The sequence below is a fragment of the Neptunicoccus sediminis genome (assembly GCF_001719615.1).
GTDB classification, from domain to species: Bacteria; Pseudomonadota; Alphaproteobacteria; order Rhodobacterales; family Rhodobacteraceae; genus Amylibacter; species Amylibacter sediminis.
In genome coordinates, this window is the sequence record NZ_MDVX01000019.1 from 12,885 (window position 1) to 31,185 (window position 18,301).

Here is an 18,301-nt window from a genome sequence, read left to right on the forward strand (position 1 = left end):
TGACAGATGTCTCGTATTGGTAAAAAACCGGTCGAGCTGCCCAGCGGCGTAACTGCCTCTGTGTCTGGCCAGACCGTAGAAGTAAAAGGCCCAAAGGGTGTGCGCACCTTCAAGGCAACTGACGATGTAACGCTTACCGTTGAAGACAACGGTGTGCTGGTTACTCCTCGTGGCAAGTCCAAACGGGCACGCCAGCAATGGGGTATGAGCCGCACACAGATCGCCAACCTGGTAACAGGCGTGACTGAAGGCTTCAAAAAAGAGCTGGAAATCAACGGTGTTGGTTATCGTGCACAGATGCAGGGCAACACCCTGAAGCTGGCGCTCGGTCTGTCCCACGACGTTGAGTACCAAGTGCCCGATGGCATCACGGTAACAGCGCCCAAGCCGACCGAAATCATTGTTGAAGGTATCGACCAGCAAGTTGTTGGTCAGGTTGCAGCAAACATTCGTCAATACCGGAAACCGGAGCCCTACAAAGGTAAAGGTATCAAGTACAAAGACGAATATATCTTCCGCAAAGAAGGTAAGAAGAAGTAAGGAACGCATAACATGGCTATTAGCAAGAGAACTCTGTTCCTCAAGCGCCGTATGCGCAACCGGAGCAAAATGCGGAAGGTGGCTGCTGGCCGCCCCCGTCTGAGCGTACACCGCTCTTCCAAGAACATCAGCGTCCAGCTGATCGACGATGTGAATGGCGTAACACTGGCGTCTGCTTCCACTATGGAAAAAGATCTCGGTGTTGTGGGTAAGAACAACGTCGAAGCCTCTGCCAAAGTTGGCGCAGCAATCGCAGAACGTGCGAAAAAAGCCGGTGTTGACACCTGCTATTTCGACCGTGGCGGTTTCCTGTTCCACGGCAAGGTAAAAGCGCTCGCAGATGCAGCCCGTGAAGGCGGTCTGAAATTCTAAAGTCTGCAGGTGGGCCTTTCGGCCCACCTCGATGATCCGGGGGACGGTTTCGTCCCACCAGGATTGGAACATTTGGGGGAGACCCCACACTATCCAGGAGGCCAATGATGGCTAGAGATGACAACCGTCGGGGTCGCGATCGCGACGAGAACCCCGAATTTCAAGATCGCCTTGTAGCGATCAACCGCGTATCCAAAACAGTAAAAGGCGGTAAGCGCTTTGGTTTTGCTGCGCTGGTCGTTGTTGGCGACCAAAAAGGCCGCGTCGGCTTTGGCAAAGGTAAAGCCAAAGAGGTGCCCGAAGCAATTCGCAAGGCAACCGAAGCTGCAAAACGCAAAATGATCCGCGTTCCACTGCGTGAGGGTCGTACCCTGCACCACGACATGGAAGGCCGTCACGGCGCTGGTAAAGTTGTGATGCGGACAGCCCCGCAAGGTACTGGTATCATCGCCGGTGGTCCGATGCGTGCTGTGTTCGAAATGTTGGGTGTTCAGGACGTTGTGTCCAAATCCATCGGTTCGGCCAACCCGTACAACATGATCCGCGCAACTATGGACGGTCTGACCAAAGAAACCAGCCCGCGCAATGTTGCACAACGTCGTGGCAAGAAAGTTTCCGACATTCTGCCAAAAACAGACGCCCCTGCCGAAGCACCTGCTGGCGATGTGGCTGAAGAGTTGAAGGTATAAGATCATGGCTAAAACCATTGTTGTAAAACAGATCGGCTCTCCGATCCGTCGCCCTGAAAAACAGCGTCAAACGCTGATCGGTCTGGGCTTGAACAAAATGCACAAAACACGCGAGCTGGAAGACACTCCTGCTGTGCGCGGCATGATCGCCAAGATCCCTCACATGGTCGAGATCATCGAAGAAAAAGGTTAAGCGTTGTGTCGGGCTGAAGCCCGACCTACGGACCAATTGGAACGCCCCTGCATTTGTGGGGGCGTTTTTCGTTTCGGGGTGATGGAACATGGTAAATGGAATTCCAGCCTTGCTTTGTGCGCCTTGCCCCTCTATACGCCACCAATCTGGGAACCTTTCCAGAATCACATCGTAACGCCGTGTTTGCCCCTTTGTCGCTCATCGGGGGTAGTTCCGGCAAAAGGAGATAGCGACAATGAAACTGAATCAGCTTTCAGACAATCCAGGTGCAACTAAAAAGCGCAAGCGCATTGGCCGTGGTCCGGGTTCCGGCACAGGTAAAATGGGTGGCCGTGGTATCAAGGGTCAAAAGTCCCGTTCGGGTGTATCCATCGGCGGTTACGAAGGCGGTCAGATGCCATTGTACCAACGTCTGCCTAAGCGCGGCTTTAACAACATCAACGCAAAAACACATGCTGTTGTGAACCTTGGTCTGCTGCAAAAATTCATCGACGAGAAGAAAATCGACGCTGGCAAGCCGATCACAGAAGAAGTTCTGGTTGAATCCGGTCTGGTGCGTCGCGTGAAGGACGGTGTTCGTATCCTGAACAAGGGCGAAATCACCTCCAAAATCGACCTGACAGTCACTGGCGCGTCCCGCACTGCTGTTGCGGCTGTTGAAGCGGCTGGCGGCAAGCTGACCGTTGCGCAGGCTGCGAAAGCCGACGCTGACGCCTAAAGTGTTCTGGCTGTAATTTGGAAGGCCGGCCCGGTCTGGCGTTTCAAATAAAAGTCAAAACCCTTGAATTGGGCTTGTGAGCGGTGGACCTGCCGCTTACATAACTCACGATCAAGTTTTTCGGCGCCGCGCGACCCAGTTGATTGGTCCCGCGGCGTTTTGTTTTTGACGCATCACCCGGGACGCCGCGTGTGCGACTATATGAAAGGGACGTTCATGGCTTCTGCTGCTGAACAAATGGCCTCCAACCTAAGCTGGGGTGCCTTCGGTAAAGCGAAAGAACTGCAATCTCGTATCCTCTTTGCATTGGGTTTGTTGATTGTATACCGGATCGGGACGTTTATCCCCGTGCCCGGCATCGACGCCGGTGCGCTGCGGGAATTTGTCGAGGGGGCCCAGACTGGTGTGGGCGGTATCCTCAACATGTTCTCGGGCGGTGCGATTGGCCGGATGGCGATCTTTGCGCTGGGGATCATGCCCTATATTTCTGCCTCCATTATCGTCCAGCTTCTGACAGCGATGGTTCCGTCTCTGGAACAGCTGAAGAAAGAGGGCGAGGCCGGACGCAAGAAGATCAACCAATACACCCGCTACGGCACTGTCGCGCTGGCGTTCTTTCAGGCTTACGGCATGTCCCGCGGGCTAGAGGCTGGCGATCTTGCAACCAACCCTGGTTTCCTCAGCTTCCAACTGCCTGCGATTATCACGCTGGTCGGGGGCACCATGTTCCTGATGTGGCTGGGTGAACAGATCACGGCACGGGGCATCGGTAACGGTATCTCCCTGATCATCTTCGTTGGGATTATCGCGGAATTGCCTGCTGCACTGGCACAGTTCTTTGCGTCGGGTCGCTCCGGTGCGCTGTCCCCTGCGGTTATCGTTGGTGTGATGGTCATGGTTGTGGTTGTGATCGCGTTTATCGTGTTCATGGAACGCGCCCTGCGCAAGATCCACATCCAATACCCCAAACGTCAGGTTGGCATGAAGGTTTACGGGGGTGAGTCCTCTCACCTGCCGATCAAGATCAACCCTGCCGGTGTTATCCCGCCGATCTTTGCCTCTGCGCTGTTGTTGTTGCCAACAACGATTTCCACGTTCTCCGGCACGCAAACCAGCCCGTTCATGAACACGCTGCTGGCCTATTTCGGGCCGGGGCAGCCGCTCTATCTGCTGTTCTTCGTCGGCATGATCGTGTTCTTCAGCTATTTCTACACCGCCAATGTGTCGTTCAAGACAGATGACGTTGCAGACAATCTGAAAAAGCAGAACGGTTTTGTTCCGGGTATCCGTCCGGGCAAAAAGACAGAAGAGTATCTTGATTACGTGGTCGCGCGTATCCTTGTGCTTGGCTCGGCCTATCTGGCGGCGATCTGTCTGTTCCCGGAAATCCTGCGCTCGCAACTGGCGATTCCCTTCTACTTTGGCGGGACATCCCTGTTGATTGTTGTGTCGGTGACGATGGACACAATCACGCAAGTGCAGTCCCATCTGCTGGCCCACCAGTATGAAAGTCTGATTGAGAAATCCAAGCTGCGTGGCAAGAACCGCAGCAAAGCACGGGGCGGACGTCGGGGCCGCTAGACCCTCTGGACGTAACGTTTCAGTGACCTTTAGAAAGGCCGTATCGATCCCGACGCGGCCTTTTTTCTTGGTGTGAGGGGGCAGGGTGCCCAGCGGCTGCCTGCGACGTGTATGCGCAAGTATACGTTTCTTGTTTTCGCCCGGCATAAAATGAGGCTATAGCTGTGCGCGTGCTGCGATATGAAGGGAATCTACATGAATATTATTTTGCTTGGCCCACCGGGTGCCGGTAAAGGAACACAGGCTGCAATGCTGGTGGAAGAGCGGAATATGGTGCAGCTCAGCACGGGCGACATGCTGCGTGCGGCACGGACTTCCGGAACTGAAATGGGGAAAACGGTTGCCGGTGTGATGGACCGCGGTGAGCTGGTGACGGATGAGATCGTGATCGGTCTGATCCGCGAGCAGTTGGAAACAGCCAAAGCCGATGGCGGCTTTATCTTTGACGGTTTCCCGCGCACACTGGCACAGGCGGATGCTCTGGGAGAGCTTCTGGACAGTGTTGGCCAGTCTCTGGACACCGTGATCGAAATGCGCGTCGATGACGAAGCGCTCGTCTCCCGCATCACCGGCCGCTACACCTGCGCGAATTGCGGGGCGGGTTATCATGATACAGCCAAGAAACCGGCGAAAGAAGGTGTTTGCGACAAATGCGGCGGCACCGAGTTCAAACGCCGCGCAGACGACAACGAGGAAAGCCTCAAAACCCGTCTGATGGCCTATTACAAAGACACCTCACCGCTGATCGGCTATTACTACGCCAAAGGCCAGTTACAGACCATCGACGGCCTTGCTGCCATTGATGATGTTAAGGCGTCTATCGACGGGGCGCTGTCGAACAGCTGATCCGCGCAGCACATCGGATTTGAATGAACCGCTTGCCCTTGCGAGCGGTTTTTTCTTGGGGCACAGTTGGTCAGGGCACCGGCAGCGCGGGCAGTTTGACGGGCGTGAAAAGACGCTCTGGCAAGGCTCTGCTGTGTCAGAGGGGTTGACCTTATCCGGTACGGCGTGTATCGCACAGCTTCCTTAAGGAATCGGCCCGTTTCTGCTTATGCCAGTGATTCGTCTGATCCTTGTTCGGGAATGGCCCGATGCCGTGGTGGTGTTGGGCTTTTGTTGTGAAAAAAGGTTCTGGAAACACGGAGCCGCAACCATAAGGAAGAGCCCTTGGCACGTATCGCCGGCGTTAACTTGCCGACCCATAAACGGGTCCCAATCGCCCTTACATATATTCACGGCATCGGTAACACGACCGCTGCTAAAATTTGCGAAGAAACCGGTCTGGATGTAACCCGCCGGATCAACGAACTTTCCGATGCGGAAATTCTGAAAATTCGCGAATACATCGACGCTAATCTGGACGTAGAAGGTGATCTGCGTCGTGAAGTTTCCATGAACATCAAACGCCTGATGGATCTGGGTTGCTACCGCGGCCTGCGTCACCGTCGTGGCCTGCCTGTTCGCGGTCAGCGTACACACACAAACGCACGTACTCGCAAGGGTCCAGCCCGCGCGATTGCCGGCAAAAAGAAATAAGGAGGGCTTGAATCATGGCACGTGAAAAACTTCGCGCAAAGAAGAAGGTCCGTAAGAACATCACCACTGGTGTTGCTCACGTTAACTCCTCTTTCAACAACACAAAGATCCTGATTGCAGACGCCCAAGGCAACGCAATTGCATGGTCTTCCGCTGGTACAATGGGCTTCAAAGGCTCGCGCAAATCCACACCTTACGCGGCACAGATGGCTGCGGAAGATGCTGGCAAAAAAGCGCAAGAGCATGGCGTGAAAACGCTGGAAGTCGAAGTGCAGGGTCCGGGTTCGGGCCGTGAAAGCGCATTGCGCGCACTGGCTGCTGTAGGCTTCAACATCACATCCATCCGCGATGTGACACCGATTGCCCACAACGGCTGTCGCCCTCCCAAGCGCCGCCGGGTATAAGCCTAGCGTCAAGGATTATCGGGCCGGTTCAAAGGATCGGCCCGCGTTATTGTTAATACCCTCGGGCGTTCCCGATCAATCGGATCCGATCGGCGAACAGGAATGGAGGACTTATGATCCACAAGAATTGGCAAGAGCTTATCCGCCCAACTCAGTTGGAAATCAAACCGGGTGGCGACCCTCTGCGTCAGGCAACCTGTATTGCCGAACCGCTGGAGCGTGGCTTTGGTTTGACTTTGGGCAACGCGCTGCGGCGTGTCCTGCTGTCGTCCCTGCAAGGTGCTGCGATCACTTCCGTACAGATCGACAACGTTCTGCACGAGTTCTCCAGCGTTGCCGGCGTCCGTGAAGACGTAACCGACATCGTGCTGAACCTCAAAGGTGTGGCCGTTGGCATGGAAGCAGAAGGCACAAAACGTGTGTCGATTGCAGCCAAAGGTCCAGGGGTTGTGACTGCGGGTGACATCTCTGAAACCGCTGACATCCAGATCCTGAACAAAGATCACGTGATCTGTCACCTTGATGACGGCGCGTCCCTGTTCATGGAAATGACCGTTGAAACAGGTAAAGGCTATGTTGCAGCCGACAAGAACCGTCCGGAAGATGCGCCGATTGGCCTGATCCCGATCGACGCGTTGTTCTCGCCTGTGGTGAAAGTGTCTTACGACGTTCAACCGACCCGTGAAGGTCAGGTTCTGGACTATGACAAACTGACACTGAAGCTGGAAACAGACGGTTCGATCACGCCGGAAGACGCTGTGGCCTATGCTGCCCGTATCCTGCAAGACCAACTGTCCGTGTTTGTGAACTTCGACGAACCGGAATCCGCTTCCCGTCAGGAAGAGGAAGACGATCTGGAATTCAACCCGCTGCTGCTCAAGAAAGTGGACGAGTTGGAACTGTCGGTCCGTTCTGCAAACTGCCTGAAGAACGACAATATCGTTTACATTGGCGATCTGATCCAGAAAACCGAAGCAGAAATGCTGCGCACTCCGAACTTCGGCCGGAAATCCTTGAACGAGATCAAGGAAGTTCTGACCGGAATGGGTCTGCACCTTGGTATGGACATCGTGGATTGGCCACCGGACAATATCGAAGATCTGGCCAAGAAGTACGAAGACCAGTTTTAAGAATAACGTGGGTCGGGCGTAAGTCCGACCTACGCAAAATGCCCGCAGATGGCGGGGAATATATCGGGTAATTCTGCCCCAAGGAGTGCGAGACCCACGCAGGCTCGCCGGACAAAGCATAGAGAAGGAAAACTGAAATGCGTCACGCACGTGGTTACCGTCGCCTGAACCGGACTCATGAACACCGCAAAGCGCTGTTCTCGAACATGACAGGCTCGCTCATCGAACATGAGCAAATCAAAACAACTTTGCCAAAAGCAAAAGAACTGCGCCCGATCATGGAAAAACTGATCACATTGGCGAAACGTGGCGATCTGCACGCCCGTCGTCAGGCCGCTTCCAAGCTGAAAGAAGACCAGTACGTTTCCAAACTGTTTGACGTACTTGGCCCGCGCTACAAAGACCGTCAGGGCGGTTACGTGCGCATCATTAAAGCCGGCTTCCGTTACGGCGACATGGCACCTATGGCGATCATCGAATTTGTTGATCGTGACGTAGACGCCAAAGGCGCGGCTGACAAAGCCCGCGTTGCTGCTGAAATGGATGCAGCGGACGAATAAAAACCGATAAAATTCGGGACAGTAGGAACCCCGTCAGACCGTCCCGGTCTGGCGGGGTTTTTCTTTGAGTATTTGGCGAACATTGAAGCGGCGCTACATTGCGTCCGCAGGGTTTGCAGGCCAAACTGGGCATGGATTTACGTGGGGCAGGTGACGCGATGGCGGATCTTTTTGATGCACTGGATGACGGGACGAAGGGGCGGGCGGATGCCCCTGCGAAGAACGCGCCGCTGGCGGACCGACTGCGACCCCGTCGCTTTGTCGATGTGATCGGGCAGCAGCATCTGTTGGGCGAAGATGGCGCGTTGCGGGTGATGCTGGAAAGCGGGCGCCTGTCGTCAATCATTTTCTGGGGCCCGCCGGGAGTGGGGAAAACCACGCTGGCCAAGTTGCTGGCAGATGAAACCGAGATGGAGTTCGTGCAAATCAGCGCGATTTTTTCCGGCGTGGCTGATTTGAAGAAAGTGTTCGAGGCGGCCAAGCTGCGACAGCAGACGGGTCGCGGGACGGTGCTGTTTGTGGACGAGATCCACCGGTTCAACAAGGCGCAGCAGGACGGGTTTCTGCCCCATATGGAAGACGGGACCATCGTGTTGGTTGGTGCGACGACGGAAAACCCGTCGTTTGAGTTGAACGCCGCTGTGATGAGCCGCAGTCAGGTGATGGTGCTGGAGCGGTTGACGCTCGCGGATCTGGAACTGATGGCGCAGCGGGCCGAGCAACTGGTGCAGCGGGCTTTGCCCCTGACAGCGGATGCCCGCGAAGCCGTGCTGGAAATGGCAGACGGGGACGGGCGCGCCCTGATCAATATTCTGGAGCAGTGTTTTGCTTGGGACACCAAAGAGAAAGTCGGTCGTGACGAATTGTCAAAGCGGTTGTCCCGCCGTGCGCCCAAATACGACAAATCCGGTGAAGAACATTATAACCTGATCTCTGCGCTGCATAAATCCGTGCGCGGGTCCGATCCGGATGCTGCGGTTTACTGGTTGTGCCGGATGCTGGAGGGGGGGGAAGATCCGCGTTTTCTCGCCCGTAGAATCACCCGCATGGCGGTGGAGGACATCGGTCTGGCCGATCCGCAGGCGCAGGCTGTGTGTTTGCAATCCTGGCAAACCTATGAACGTCTTGGCAGTCCCGAAGGCGAGCTGGCGCTGGCGCAGGCGGTGATTTACCTCGCGCTCGCGCCGAAATCGAACGGCGCTTACAAAGCCTATAAAGAGGCTCGCAGAGCCGCACGGAAGACCGGATCAGAGTCACCGCCCAAACATATTCGCAACGCGCCGACCAAGCTGATGAAGGACGAAGGCTACGGGGTTGGCTATGAATATGATCACGATGCCGAGGATGGGTTTTCGGGGCAGAATTACTTTCCGGACGGGATGAAGCACGGGGTGTATTACGTCCCTGTGGATCGCGGATTTGAGCGGGAGTTGAAGAAGCGGAGCGAGTATTTCGCCAAGCTGCGCACGAGCCGGAACAGGGACGGCTAGGGGACTCTCTGTAGGGTTTAGTTGGCCTTCAGCGGCGATACAACTCTGGGTAAAAATTGCGTTCCGGTTTGCAGATGTCTCTACCCTATGGTTGAATGAGTGCAGGTAGCGTGTATTCCGAGGGGGCTCGATTCGTTTATGTATTGCCCGTTAGAGATTTGACTTTACAGGTTCTTTTTACTTGCAGATTGCATGCCGGGTTGTCACCCGAACAGGTGGAGCCGCTTCAAAAGGACATATGGAGCCGTTGCGCAGACCGCCGGATCGGGGGCTTTTTCCTGCGGTCCGACAGGCATCTTGTCGGTCTGTTCGAAGGGCCGGAATCCGTCGTTATCGGACAGGTGGACCATCTGATCCGCAAGCATAAGGTCGCATCGGTCTTTGTTGTACGCGAGGCTGTGCTGGATGACCGCGAGTGGACCAAGTGGATCGGGGATGTTTTCTGCCTGAATGACCTGCCCGACAGTGATCGCGACAGGTTCGAAGGCCTTGCGCAGATTGTCGAGATTGCTGTAGAGGCGGACCAGAGAAGCGGTCTGGACGCCTGATCGTCTGATGTGCCGCTTGCGGAATGGACCTGTGGTATACAGGTGCAAAAGCGCAGAGGTCTGGATGAATACTATTCTACAAATCGCTATCGGGGGCGGCCTTGGGGCCGTTATGCGATATGCCACGGTACAGGGCGCGGTGCGCCTGATCGGGTCAGGCTCTCCGGTTGGTGTCTTCGTTGCCAACCTTGTCGGGTCTTTCCTGATGGGGGCAGTAGCCGTGTGGTTTTTACACCGCGCCGGAGATGCGCGGATTGCTCCTTTTGTGATGACAGGGCTTCTGGGCGGATTTACCACATTCTCTTCCTTCTCTCTGGATGCGATACAGCTGTGGGAGCAGGGGCGGGGCAGTTTGGCTGCCCTTTATGTTTTTGGATCGGTGTCGGGCGGCCTTGCTGCCCTTCTGGCCGGAATGGGTTTAATGCGGGCGGTGCTGACATGAGTGGTGTGCAACATATAGCTGTGGCGGAAGATGCTGCGGATCAGAGACTGGACCGCTGGCTGCGCCGGATGTTCCCCCATGTCAGTCAGGGGCGTGTGGAAAAGATGTGCCGCAAGGGCGATCTGCGGGTGGACAAGGGGCGGGTCAAGGCCAACACCCGTCTGCAACCGGGGCAGGTGGTGCGGATACCGCCGCTGCCCGATCCCGGCACCGTTGCAGCCAAACCCGAGCCGGTGATTTCAGAGGCGGATGCGCGTATGTTGCAGGACGCCGTCATCTACCGCGACGATGATATTATCGTGCTGAACAAGCCCGCCGGACTCGCCGTGCAGGGTGGATCTGGGCAGACCCGCCATATTGACGGGCTTGCGGATGCCTTGCGCTTTGGGATGGATACCAAACCAAAGCTGGTGCACCGGCTGGACAAGGACACCAGCGGTGTCTTCGTGATGGCGCGGACAGGTCGTGCGGCCGCCGGACTCGCCAAAAGCTTTCACCTGCGCACGACGCGCAAGATTTACTGGGCGATGGTGGCTGGCAGTCCGTTTCCAAAAATGGGCACTGTGCGCTATGGTCTGGTCAAGGCTGCCGGTCACGGACCCCACGGCGCGGGGGAGCGGATGCACTGTATTCATCCCGACGAGGTGGAACGCACCGAAGGCGCAAAGCGGGCAACCACCGATTACGCGGTGATTGAGGCTGTCGGCCAGCGGGCGGCGTGGGTCGGTCTGGTGCCAATCACCGGACGCACCCATCAGTTGCGCGCCCATATGGCGGAAATCGGGCATCCGATTATCGGAGACGGTAAATACGGCACCAACAGTCAGGTGAACGAAGGCGATGGTTGGGGGGCGCAGCTGGGCGGCTCTGTCAGCCGTAAACTGCATCTGCACGCCCGTTCGCTGGCGCTGCCCCATCCGGTGACAGGGGCCAAGATGAGCTTTACCGCGCCATTGCCCGATCACATGGCGCAGACCTGGGCGTTTTTCGGGTTTGATCCGGCAGAAGCCCCGTCAGACCCTTTTGAAGAACAAGAGTAATTTGCGATGACTTTGGCTAGGAAGAAACGGTTCTGGAACACGGTTGATGTGGCGCAGACGGAGGCAGGATTTGTGATCCAGCTTGACGGGCGCACGGTCAAGACACCGGAAAGGCGCGATCTGCTGTTGCCCACACAACGGGCAGCGGAACTGGTGGCGCGGGAATGGGATGATGCCAGCGGAGAACTCGATCCCGCGCAGATGCCTGCGACCCGCTGGGCGAATGTCTCGGTGGACCGGATGGGCGACCAGATGGCGGCTGTGGTCGACATGCTTGCCGCCTATGGCGAGAACGATCTGCTGTGTTACAGATCCAGCCACCCCCAAGAGCTGATCGCCCGTCAGGCGGCGCTTTGGGATGCCCCTTTGGAATGGGCAAGCCGGACGTTTGACGCGCCGCTTCTGGTCACATCGGGGGTTATTCCGGTGGCGCAGCCGAATCAATCGGTGGCCAATCTGCGGCAGGCGGTTGCGAAGTTGGACCGGTTTGAACTGGCCGCGTTTCACGATCTTGTGCAAATTTCGGGTTCTCTGGTGCTGGCCCTTGCAGTTTCGCACCAACACATGGCGGCAGAGCAGGCTTGGGAGGTCGCGCGGGTTGATGAAATCTGGCAGGTGGACCAATGGGGCGTCGATGACGAAGCGGCCGAGGCTGGCGAAATCAAGCGTCAGGCCTTCCTTCTTGCCGAAGAGTTACTGTTGTCCGTGCGTAAAACGCTGCACTAAGGAAATTTTTAGTCAGCACTGCTGACGTATGGCTCAGCGGGAACTTGAAAGCATACCCTCGTGTTTGCAATATTGTTGGAAAATCAGGGAAATTCCAGTGGTTAAAATGGTCACATATCCTGACCCAATAACTTACCGAGGGTAAACTTTCGCTGCTTTTTCACTGAGATAAATACCTTGACCTGACAGACTCCAACTCACAGTATGGGGGCTACTTTTCCGGCTATGCTGGATCAGTAAGACAAGCTGGGTAAACTCCTAGCAAGCCGCCTTAACTTGGGCGGTTCATCAGGAAGAGGTAAAAATGAAAAAAACAACATTCTTCGGCGCTGTTGCCGCGGCCACAATGACTGCTGGCTTCGCCGCTGCCGGAACGCTCGACGACGTGAAAGCAAAAGGCTTTTTGCAATGTGGTGTTTCCACCGGTCTTGCAGGCTTTTCTGCGGCTGACGCGAATGGCAACTGGGACGGTTTCGACGTTGCCGTATGCCGCGCTGTTGCTGCCGCCGTTCTGGGCGACCCGCAAGCCGTTAAATTCACTCCGACCACCGGCAAAACACGCTTCACTGCGCTGGCCTCCGGCGAGATCGACATTCTGGCCCGTAACACGACTTGGACATTCTCCCGTGACGTTGACCTGAAGTTCACCTTTGTTGGTGTAAACTACTATGACGGTCAGGGCTTCATCGTGCCAAAAGAACTTGGCGTGTCCTCTGCCAAAGATCTGGACGGTGCAACGGTTTGTATCCAGACCGGCACAACAACAGAGCTGAATCTGGCGGATTTCTTCCGCACGAACAACATCTCTTACGAGCCTGTTCCAATCGAAACCAACGCCGAAGCGCTGCAACAGTATCTTGCCGGTGCGTGTGACACATACACAACCGACGCATCCGGTCTGGCTGCATCGCGTGCGACGTTTGAAAATCCCGAAGCACACACGATCCTTCCGGAAATCATCTCCAAAGAGCCTCTCGGCCCGCTTGTCCGTCACGGCGACGACCAATGGGCGGACATTGTGCGCTGGTCCTTGAACGCGCTGATCGCAGCCGAAGAGCTGGGTGTGACATCTGCGAATGTTAAAGAATCCGCGATGCAAGCTGGCAACAACCCAGAGATCAACCGTCTGCTGGGCACCGAGGGCAACCTTGGCGAGCAACTGGGTCTGTCCGCAGACTTCGCCAAAAACGCGATTGCTGCCGGTGGTAACTACGGCGAGATTTTCGCCAAGAACATTGGTGAGTCCACACCAATCGGTCTGGCCCGTGGCCTGAACGCACAGTGGACCGATGGCGGCCTGATCTACTCGCCTCCTTTCCGCTAAGATTTAGGAACGGGCGCGGCACAGGCTGCGCCCGTTTCCCTTCGGTGAGAACCGCAAACACTCCGAACTATACAAAAACAAGGTGCAACCAGTTCGCCACGCGTTTCGTGGAATTGGAAGTTGCTACCTCAATGACAGAACAAGGGAGCGTGGACACATGTCTGCAACCACCGATCCTCCAAAGGACGGCTTCCAACTCAGCCAATTGATATATGACACCCGCTATCGCTCTATGACGATTCAAATCGTGGCGCTGGTGTTGTTTCTTTTGGGCGTTGGATGGCTTTTGAACAATGCTGCGCAGAACCTCGCAGCTTTGGGGAAACCGTTGAGCTTTGGCTTTCTCGGGGAAGCCGCCGGATATGATATTAACCAGAAACTGATCGAATATAACAACCAGATGTCCCACGGTCGCGCGGCGCTGGTCGGGGTATTGAACACACTGCTGGTCGCGGTGCTGGGCTGCATCCTTGCGACGGTGCTGGGTGTGATCATCGGCGTTTTGCGCCTGTCCAGCAACTGGGTTGTTGCACGGCTGATGACGGTCTACATCGAAGCCTTCCGCAATGTTCCGGTGCTGCTGTGGATCGTTCTGACCATGGCAATCTTTATCGAATCCTTTCCCGCACCACGGGCGTTTCGCGGCGACAATGCCTCCGCTTCCATGAGCCTTTGGGATTCGGTCGCGCTGACGAACCGAGGGGTTTATATACCAAAACCGGAAATGTACGCCGGTTCCATGATCGTGGTTGTGGTTTTCCTGCTGTCCATCATCGGCATATTTGTGTTCGGGGCCTGGTCGCGCAAGCGGCAAGAGGAAACCGGACAGATACTGCCGAATTTCTGGATCAAGCTGGCGATCTTCTTTGTACCCGCACTGCTGGCCTATTTCGTTCTGGGCCGCCCCATCGGGTTGGAACTGCCAGAGCTGAAAGGCTTTAACTTTCAGGGCGGCATTTACATGCGCAACTCCCTGATTGCGCTGACCCTTGCGCTTGGGCTGTATACGGCGGCTTTTGTGGCCGAAAACGTCCGCGCGGGGATTATGGCGGTCAGCAAAGGCCAGTCCGAAGCGGCGTTTGCCCTTGGTCTTAGCCCGGGGCGCACCATGAACCTGATCATCCTGCCACAAGCGCTGCGGGTTATTATTCCGCCGCTGATTTCCCAGTATCTGAACCTGACCAAGAACTCCTCACTGGCGATCGCTGTGGGATATATGGACATCACAGGGACGCTGGGCGGCATCACATTGAACCAGACGGGTAAGGAGATGGAATGTCTTTTGATCCTGATGGGGATCTATCTGACGATCAGCCTGATCATCTCTTCCGTGATGAACTGGTACAATGAATCCGTTAAGTTGAGAGAGCGTTGATATGAGCGATACGCATGCACAAACCGTCGCTTATGTGCGCGACACAATGCTGCCCGAACAAGCGCCTCCGTCAACTGCGGCAGGACCGATCAAATGGATGCGGGATAACCTGTTTTCCAGTGTTCTGAACACGGTGCTGACCCTGTTGTCAGTTTACTTCCTCTGGCTTGTTCTGTCCCTTGTCCTGCCTTGGGTCTGGTACGGTTCATGGACCGCGACCTCTCTGAAAGAGTGTCGCGAGGTTGTTGCCGATTTGGGTCTGGCCCACGGCGCGGCCTGCTGGTCCGTCATCGGGGAACGTTATTTGCAGCTGATTTACGGGTTCTATCCGGCAGAGCTGTACTGGCGTGCTAATCTGGCTTTTGTCCTGATGATCGTGGCGCTGGCCCCTGTTCTTTATCCCAACCTGCCGCGCAAGATTCTGTGGTTTTCCGCACTTTATCCCTTTATCGCCTTCTGGCTGCTTTGGGGTGGGACGCTCTGGACTCCTGTCGTGGCGGTTGCCGGTTTCGTGCTTGGCTACTTTGCATTTGAGGCGCTTTACCGCTTGGCCGGTTCGCTGGTCGGCGTGATTGCCGCCATTCTTGTGCCTGTCATCTGGTGGCTGTTGCTGGCCGGACCTGTGGCAAACGGCTTGGCTTCGGTTCTGCCTCTGACCATCGAGACGGTTGAATCCGCGAAATTCGGTGGCTTTATGCTGTCGATCATCATCGGTGTGACCGGCATTGCCTTGTCGCTGCCGCTGGGCATTCTTCTGGCGCTCGGGCGTCAGTCGGACCTGATGATCGTCAAGGCGATCTGCGTCGGCTTTATCGAGTTCATTCGCGGTGTGCCGCTGATCACGCTGTTGTTTGTGGCCTCCACGCTGTTGAACTACTTCCTGCCTCCGGGCACGACGTTCGACATCATCTTGCGGGTGATCATCATGGTGACACTGTTCGCCTCTGCCTATATGGCCGAGGTGGTGCGCGGCGGTCTGGCAGCCTTGCCAACCGGCCAGTACGAAGCGGCAGATGCGCTGGGATTGGACTATTGGAAGGCGACGCGGCTGATCACCATGCCGCAGGCGCTGAAGATTTCCATTCCCGGAATCGTGTCCACCTTTATCGGATTGTTCAAAGATACCACGCTGGTGTCGATCATCGGTCTGCTGGACCCGATCGGACTCACCAATACCATCCGCGCGGATTCAAACTGGAACGGCATCGTATGGGAGCTGTACGGCTTCATTGCGCTGATGTTCTTTATCTTCTGTTTCGGCATGTCCCGTTATTCCATGTATCTGGAGCGCAAGCTCAAGACCGGCCACTAGTTAGGAGCCTTCAATATGTCTCAATTAGCAACTGATCGTGAAATTGATCGTAGCAAGATGGCGGTCTCTGACGAGGTCGCGATCCAGATCAACAAGATGAACAAATGGTACGGTGCGTTCCACGTTCTGCGTGACATCGACATGACCGTGCAACGGGGGGAGCGGATCGTTATTGCCGGTCCGTCCGGCTCGGGGAAATCGACCCTGATCCGCTGTATCAACCGTCTGGAGGAACACCAGAAGGGCGATATTATCGTGGACGGGATCGAACTGACCTCGGATCTCAAGAACATCGACAAGATCCGGCGCGAGGTTGGCATGTGCTTTCAGCACTTCAACCTGTTCCCGCATCTGTCGATCCTTGAGAACTGCACATTGGCGCCGATGTGGGTGCGCAAAACACCCAAGAAGGAAGCCGAGGAAATTGCCATGCATTTCCTTGAAAAGGTCAAAATCCCCGAGCAGGCCGACAAATACCCCGGCCAGCTTTCGGGGGGGCAGCAGCAGCGGGTGGCGATTGCGCGGTCCTTGTGCATGAAACCCCGCATCATGCTGTTCGACGAACCGACCTCCGCGCTTGATCCCGAGATGATCAAAGAGGTGCTGGATACGATGGTGGAACTGGCCGAAGAAGGTATGACCATGCTGTGTGTGACCCACGAAATGGGATTCGCCAAACAGGTCGCTAACCGCGTGATCTTTATGGATGCGGGCCAGATTGTGGAACAGAACGAACCGGAAGAGTTCTTCAACAACCCCAAATCCGAACGCACCAAATTGTTCCTGAGCCAAATTCTGGGCCACTAATCCGAACCTGCCTCAGCGAAAAACAAAACCCCGGCCGATGGTCGGGGTTTTTACGTTTCACGAGGGCTGTATGATCGGGGGGTGTGCGTCCTCGGGGATCGGGCATTCATAGGGGGTTCTGGACAGATGGGCGGCTTGCGCCGCTTTTGCACGGGCCAGCAGATCGGGGTTTTCGATCAGCATCCGTGCGGTGCCTGCCATCACCTTGGCCGCGTGGATCATCCCCTTATGGGCCAGCGGAGTCTTGCCGTGGGCCACCACCTGCCACGTGTGAAACGGTGTGCCGATGGCCCATGTCGCCCCCCAAAGCTGTACGGTCGGAACGGCCCAGCTGACATCTCCGACATCAGTTGAACCGGCGCGAACCTCGCCGTTGCGGTCCAATGGCAGGATGAAGTCGCACAGGGATGTGTCCTGATCGTCAGAGGGGGTGTAATCCATTGAGGCAAGCGTGCTCTCGACCGCGCCTTTGGGCAGGGTTGCCTGAATTTCAGCAGCGAAAGCGCGGTCGTCCGCATTAAACGGGGCCGGCCCGAGCCGTTCCAGAACGGTTTGCATCGCCTCTTCCAGCGGGCGGTTTGGCAGCAGGTTCGATACGCCGGAATAGACCTTCTTTTCCATCCGCGTTTCCGTCATCAGCGCCGCACCTTCTGCGATCTTGTCGACACGGGCGATCAGGTCTTTCAGGCCGGGCAAGTTGGGGTGCCGGATCAACTGGCGCACCCTTGCGCGGGCCTGAACCACATTTGCGGCCTCGCCGCCTGCATCCATATAGGCATAATGTACCCGCGCCGCATCGGGCATGTGTTCGCGCAGGTAGTTCACACCCACATTCATCAGTTCCACCGCATCCAGCGCAGAGCGTCCCATGTCCGGCTCGAAGGCGGCATGGGCGGCGGTTCCGTAAAAGGTGTAATCTATGCGAGCGTTGGCGAGGCTTGGCTCCTGATTGACCGCGAGATAGGGGGCAGGGTGCCAGCTTATCGCGGCATCCACATCGTCAAACAGCCCGTCCCGCACCATATAGGTCTTGGCCGCGCCCCCTTCTTCCGCAGGACACCCGTAGTAGCGCACCCGCGCCTTGATGTTATTCGCCGCAATCCAGTCCTTCAGCGCGGTCGCCGCCAGCAACGCGCCCGCGCCAAAAATATTGTGGCCGCAGCCGTGGCCGTGGGCCCCGTCCACTATCGGGCGCGGTTCGGTTTCACCGGAGTGTTGCGACAGGCCGGGCAGGGCGTCAAATTCCCCGAGGATAGCGATGACCGGACCTTCTTCTCCGGCCTCCCCGATGATGGCTGTCGGCAGGCCGCCAGCGTTATCGGTTATGCGAAAGCCTTGTTCTGCCAGTGCTTTGCGGTGGGCGGCGACGGATTTGAACTCGGTGTAGAGCGTTTCGGGCGTGTCAAAAACAGCGTCGGAGAGTTCGATAAACCGCCCGCTGTGTGCGTCAGCGCGATCCCAGATGTCATCGGTGTTTTTCATGACTGTGCTTCCTTCATCTTCGTCTGCGT

21 protein-coding genes are annotated in these 18,301 nt (G+C 56.4%); 20 read left to right on the forward strand and 1 reads right to left on the reverse strand.

What is annotated here, in order from left to right; all coding sequences use genetic code 11:
* The first annotated feature begins 6 nt into the window (after positions 1–6).
* From rplF to BFV97_RS16345, 20 genes are all read left to right on the forward strand, one after another.
* On the forward strand, positions 7–540 hold the full coding sequence (gene rplF / locus BFV97_RS16250) for a 50S ribosomal protein L6 (RefSeq protein ID WP_069301452.1): 534 nt from the start codon (positions 7–9) through the stop codon (positions 538–540).
* Between the two features lie 12 nt (positions 541–552).
* Positions 553–912 (forward strand): 50S ribosomal protein L18, encoded by a 360-nt coding sequence (gene rplR / locus BFV97_RS16255; RefSeq protein WP_069301453.1) that lies wholly within the window; start codon positions 553–555, stop codon positions 910–912.
* 107 nt (positions 913–1,019) lie between these two features.
* Positions 1,020–1,601: a 30S ribosomal protein S5 gene (gene rpsE / locus BFV97_RS16260; RefSeq protein WP_069301514.1), complete on the forward strand. Its 582-nt coding sequence runs from the start codon at positions 1,020–1,022 to the stop codon at positions 1,599–1,601.
* A 4-nt stretch (positions 1,602–1,605) separates the two neighbouring features.
* On the forward strand, positions 1,606–1,794 hold the full coding sequence (rpmD, locus tag BFV97_RS16265; RefSeq protein WP_069301454.1) for a 50S ribosomal protein L30: 189 nt from the start codon (positions 1,606–1,608) through the stop codon (positions 1,792–1,794).
* Between the two features lie 235 nt (positions 1,795–2,029).
* A complete protein-coding gene (gene rplO / locus BFV97_RS16270; RefSeq protein ID WP_069301455.1) occupies positions 2,030–2,512 on the forward strand; it encodes a 50S ribosomal protein L15 in 483 nt (160 codons plus the stop codon).
* Positions 2,513–2,728: 216 nt separating this feature from the next.
* Entirely contained in the window at positions 2,729–4,093 is a 1,365-nt protein-coding gene (gene secY / locus BFV97_RS16275) for a preprotein translocase subunit SecY (RefSeq protein ID WP_069301456.1), read from the forward strand.
* 195 nt (positions 4,094–4,288) lie between these two features.
* Positions 4,289–4,939 carry an adenylate kinase gene (locus BFV97_RS16280; protein ID WP_069301457.1) on the forward strand — a complete coding sequence of 217 codons (651 nt, stop codon included), beginning with the start codon at positions 4,289–4,291 and terminating at the stop codon, positions 4,937–4,939.
* Positions 4,940–5,263: 324 nt separating this feature from the next.
* Positions 5,264–5,632, forward strand: coding sequence for a 30S ribosomal protein S13 (gene rpsM / locus BFV97_RS16285; RefSeq protein WP_069301458.1), 369 nt, complete (start codon positions 5,264–5,266; stop codon positions 5,630–5,632).
* 14 nt (positions 5,633–5,646) lie between these two features.
* Positions 5,647–6,036, forward strand: a complete 390-nt coding sequence (gene rpsK / locus BFV97_RS16290) for a 30S ribosomal protein S11 (protein WP_069301459.1) — start codon at positions 5,647–5,649, stop codon at positions 6,034–6,036.
* A 113-nt stretch (positions 6,037–6,149) separates the two neighbouring features.
* Positions 6,150–7,166, forward strand: a complete 1,017-nt coding sequence (locus BFV97_RS16295; protein WP_069301460.1) for a DNA-directed RNA polymerase subunit alpha — start codon at positions 6,150–6,152, stop codon at positions 7,164–7,166.
* A 137-nt stretch (positions 7,167–7,303) separates the two neighbouring features.
* Positions 7,304–7,726, forward strand: coding sequence for a 50S ribosomal protein L17 (gene rplQ / locus BFV97_RS16300; RefSeq protein ID WP_069301461.1), 423 nt, complete (start codon positions 7,304–7,306; stop codon positions 7,724–7,726).
* Positions 7,727–7,884: 158 nt separating this feature from the next.
* Positions 7,885–9,216 (forward strand): replication-associated recombination protein A, encoded by a 1,332-nt coding sequence (locus tag BFV97_RS16305; protein ID WP_069301515.1) that lies wholly within the window; start codon positions 7,885–7,887, stop codon positions 9,214–9,216.
* 200 nt (positions 9,217–9,416) lie between these two features.
* On the forward strand, positions 9,417–9,764 hold the full coding sequence (locus tag BFV97_RS16310; protein WP_157888351.1) for a hypothetical protein: 348 nt from the start codon (positions 9,417–9,419) through the stop codon (positions 9,762–9,764).
* Positions 9,765–9,828: 64 nt separating this feature from the next.
* Positions 9,829–10,206: a fluoride efflux transporter CrcB gene (gene crcB, locus BFV97_RS16315; RefSeq protein ID WP_069301463.1), complete on the forward strand. Its 378-nt coding sequence runs from the start codon at positions 9,829–9,831 to the stop codon at positions 10,204–10,206.
* A complete protein-coding gene (locus BFV97_RS16320; protein WP_069301464.1) occupies positions 10,203–11,246 on the forward strand; it encodes an RluA family pseudouridine synthase in 1,044 nt (347 codons plus the stop codon). Before crcB ends, BFV97_RS16320 begins: the two co-directional genes overlap by 4 nt.
* 6 nt (positions 11,247–11,252) lie before the next feature.
* Positions 11,253–11,972, forward strand: a complete 720-nt coding sequence (locus tag BFV97_RS16325; protein WP_069301465.1) for an ATP12 family chaperone protein — start codon at positions 11,253–11,255, stop codon at positions 11,970–11,972.
* Between the two features lie 304 nt (positions 11,973–12,276).
* Positions 12,277–13,296, forward strand: coding sequence for an amino acid ABC transporter substrate-binding protein (locus tag BFV97_RS16330; protein WP_069301466.1), 1,020 nt, complete (start codon positions 12,277–12,279; stop codon positions 13,294–13,296).
* A 157-nt stretch (positions 13,297–13,453) separates the two neighbouring features.
* Positions 13,454–14,671, forward strand: a complete 1,218-nt coding sequence (locus BFV97_RS16335) for an amino acid ABC transporter permease (protein ID WP_069301467.1) — start codon at positions 13,454–13,456, stop codon at positions 14,669–14,671.
* Position 14,672: 1 nt separating this feature from the next.
* Positions 14,673–15,983, forward strand: a complete 1,311-nt coding sequence (locus BFV97_RS16340) for an amino acid ABC transporter permease (RefSeq protein ID WP_069301468.1) — start codon at positions 14,673–14,675, stop codon at positions 15,981–15,983.
* A gap of 15 nt (positions 15,984–15,998) precedes the next feature.
* The gene (locus tag BFV97_RS16345) at positions 15,999–16,790 is read left to right on the forward strand and encodes an amino acid ABC transporter ATP-binding protein (protein WP_069301469.1); all 792 of its coding nucleotides are present in this window, start codon (positions 15,999–16,001) and stop codon (positions 16,788–16,790) included.
* A gap of 57 nt (positions 16,791–16,847) precedes the next feature.
* On the opposite strand, the gene BFV97_RS16350 is transcribed toward BFV97_RS16345, so the two are convergent.
* Positions 16,848–18,272: a M20 family metallopeptidase gene (locus BFV97_RS16350; RefSeq protein ID WP_069301470.1), complete on the reverse strand. Its 1,425-nt coding sequence runs from the start codon at positions 18,270–18,272 to the stop codon at positions 16,848–16,850.
* Positions 18,273–18,301: the final 29 nt, after the last annotated feature.

What these genes read in the sequence shown, in the direction of transcription:
- rplF (WP_069301452.1), top strand. Translation starts at nt 7, where the DNA reads ATGTCTCGTATTGGTAAAAAACCGGTCGAGCTGCCCAGCGGCGTAACT.
- rplR (WP_069301453.1), top strand. Translation starts at nt 553, where the DNA reads ATGGCTATTAGCAAGAGAACTCTGTTCCTCAAGCGCCGTATGCGCAAC.
- rpsE (WP_069301514.1), top strand. Translation starts at nt 1,020, where the DNA reads ATGGCTAGAGATGACAACCGTCGGGGTCGCGATCGCGACGAGAACCCC.
- rpmD (WP_069301454.1), top strand. Translation starts at nt 1,606, where the DNA reads ATGGCTAAAACCATTGTTGTAAAACAGATCGGCTCTCCGATCCGTCGC.
- rplO (WP_069301455.1), top strand. Translation starts at nt 2,030, where the DNA reads ATGAAACTGAATCAGCTTTCAGACAATCCAGGTGCAACTAAAAAGCGC.
- secY (WP_069301456.1), top strand. Translation starts at nt 2,729, where the DNA reads ATGGCTTCTGCTGCTGAACAAATGGCCTCCAACCTAAGCTGGGGTGCC.
- BFV97_RS16280 (WP_069301457.1), top strand. Translation starts at nt 4,289, where the DNA reads ATGAATATTATTTTGCTTGGCCCACCGGGTGCCGGTAAAGGAACACAG.
- rpsK (WP_069301459.1), top strand. Translation starts at nt 5,647, where the DNA reads ATGGCACGTGAAAAACTTCGCGCAAAGAAGAAGGTCCGTAAGAACATC.
- BFV97_RS16295 (WP_069301460.1), top strand. Translation starts at nt 6,150, where the DNA reads ATGATCCACAAGAATTGGCAAGAGCTTATCCGCCCAACTCAGTTGGAA.
- rplQ (WP_069301461.1), top strand. Translation starts at nt 7,304, where the DNA reads ATGCGTCACGCACGTGGTTACCGTCGCCTGAACCGGACTCATGAACAC.
- BFV97_RS16305 (WP_069301515.1), top strand. Translation starts at nt 7,885, where the DNA reads ATGGCGGATCTTTTTGATGCACTGGATGACGGGACGAAGGGGCGGGCG.
- crcB (WP_069301463.1), top strand. Translation starts at nt 9,829, where the DNA reads ATGAATACTATTCTACAAATCGCTATCGGGGGCGGCCTTGGGGCCGTT.
- BFV97_RS16320 (WP_069301464.1), top strand. Translation starts at nt 10,203, where the DNA reads ATGAGTGGTGTGCAACATATAGCTGTGGCGGAAGATGCTGCGGATCAG.
- BFV97_RS16325 (WP_069301465.1), top strand. Translation starts at nt 11,253, where the DNA reads ATGACTTTGGCTAGGAAGAAACGGTTCTGGAACACGGTTGATGTGGCG.
- BFV97_RS16330 (WP_069301466.1), top strand. Translation starts at nt 12,277, where the DNA reads ATGAAAAAAACAACATTCTTCGGCGCTGTTGCCGCGGCCACAATGACT.
- BFV97_RS16335 (WP_069301467.1), top strand. Translation starts at nt 13,454, where the DNA reads ATGTCTGCAACCACCGATCCTCCAAAGGACGGCTTCCAACTCAGCCAA.
- BFV97_RS16340 (WP_069301468.1), top strand. Translation starts at nt 14,673, where the DNA reads ATGAGCGATACGCATGCACAAACCGTCGCTTATGTGCGCGACACAATG.
- BFV97_RS16345 (WP_069301469.1), top strand. Translation starts at nt 15,999, where the DNA reads ATGTCTCAATTAGCAACTGATCGTGAAATTGATCGTAGCAAGATGGCG.
- BFV97_RS16350 (WP_069301470.1), bottom strand. Translation starts at nt 18,272, where the DNA reads ATGAAAAACACCGATGACATCTGGGATCGCGCTGACGCACACAGCGGG.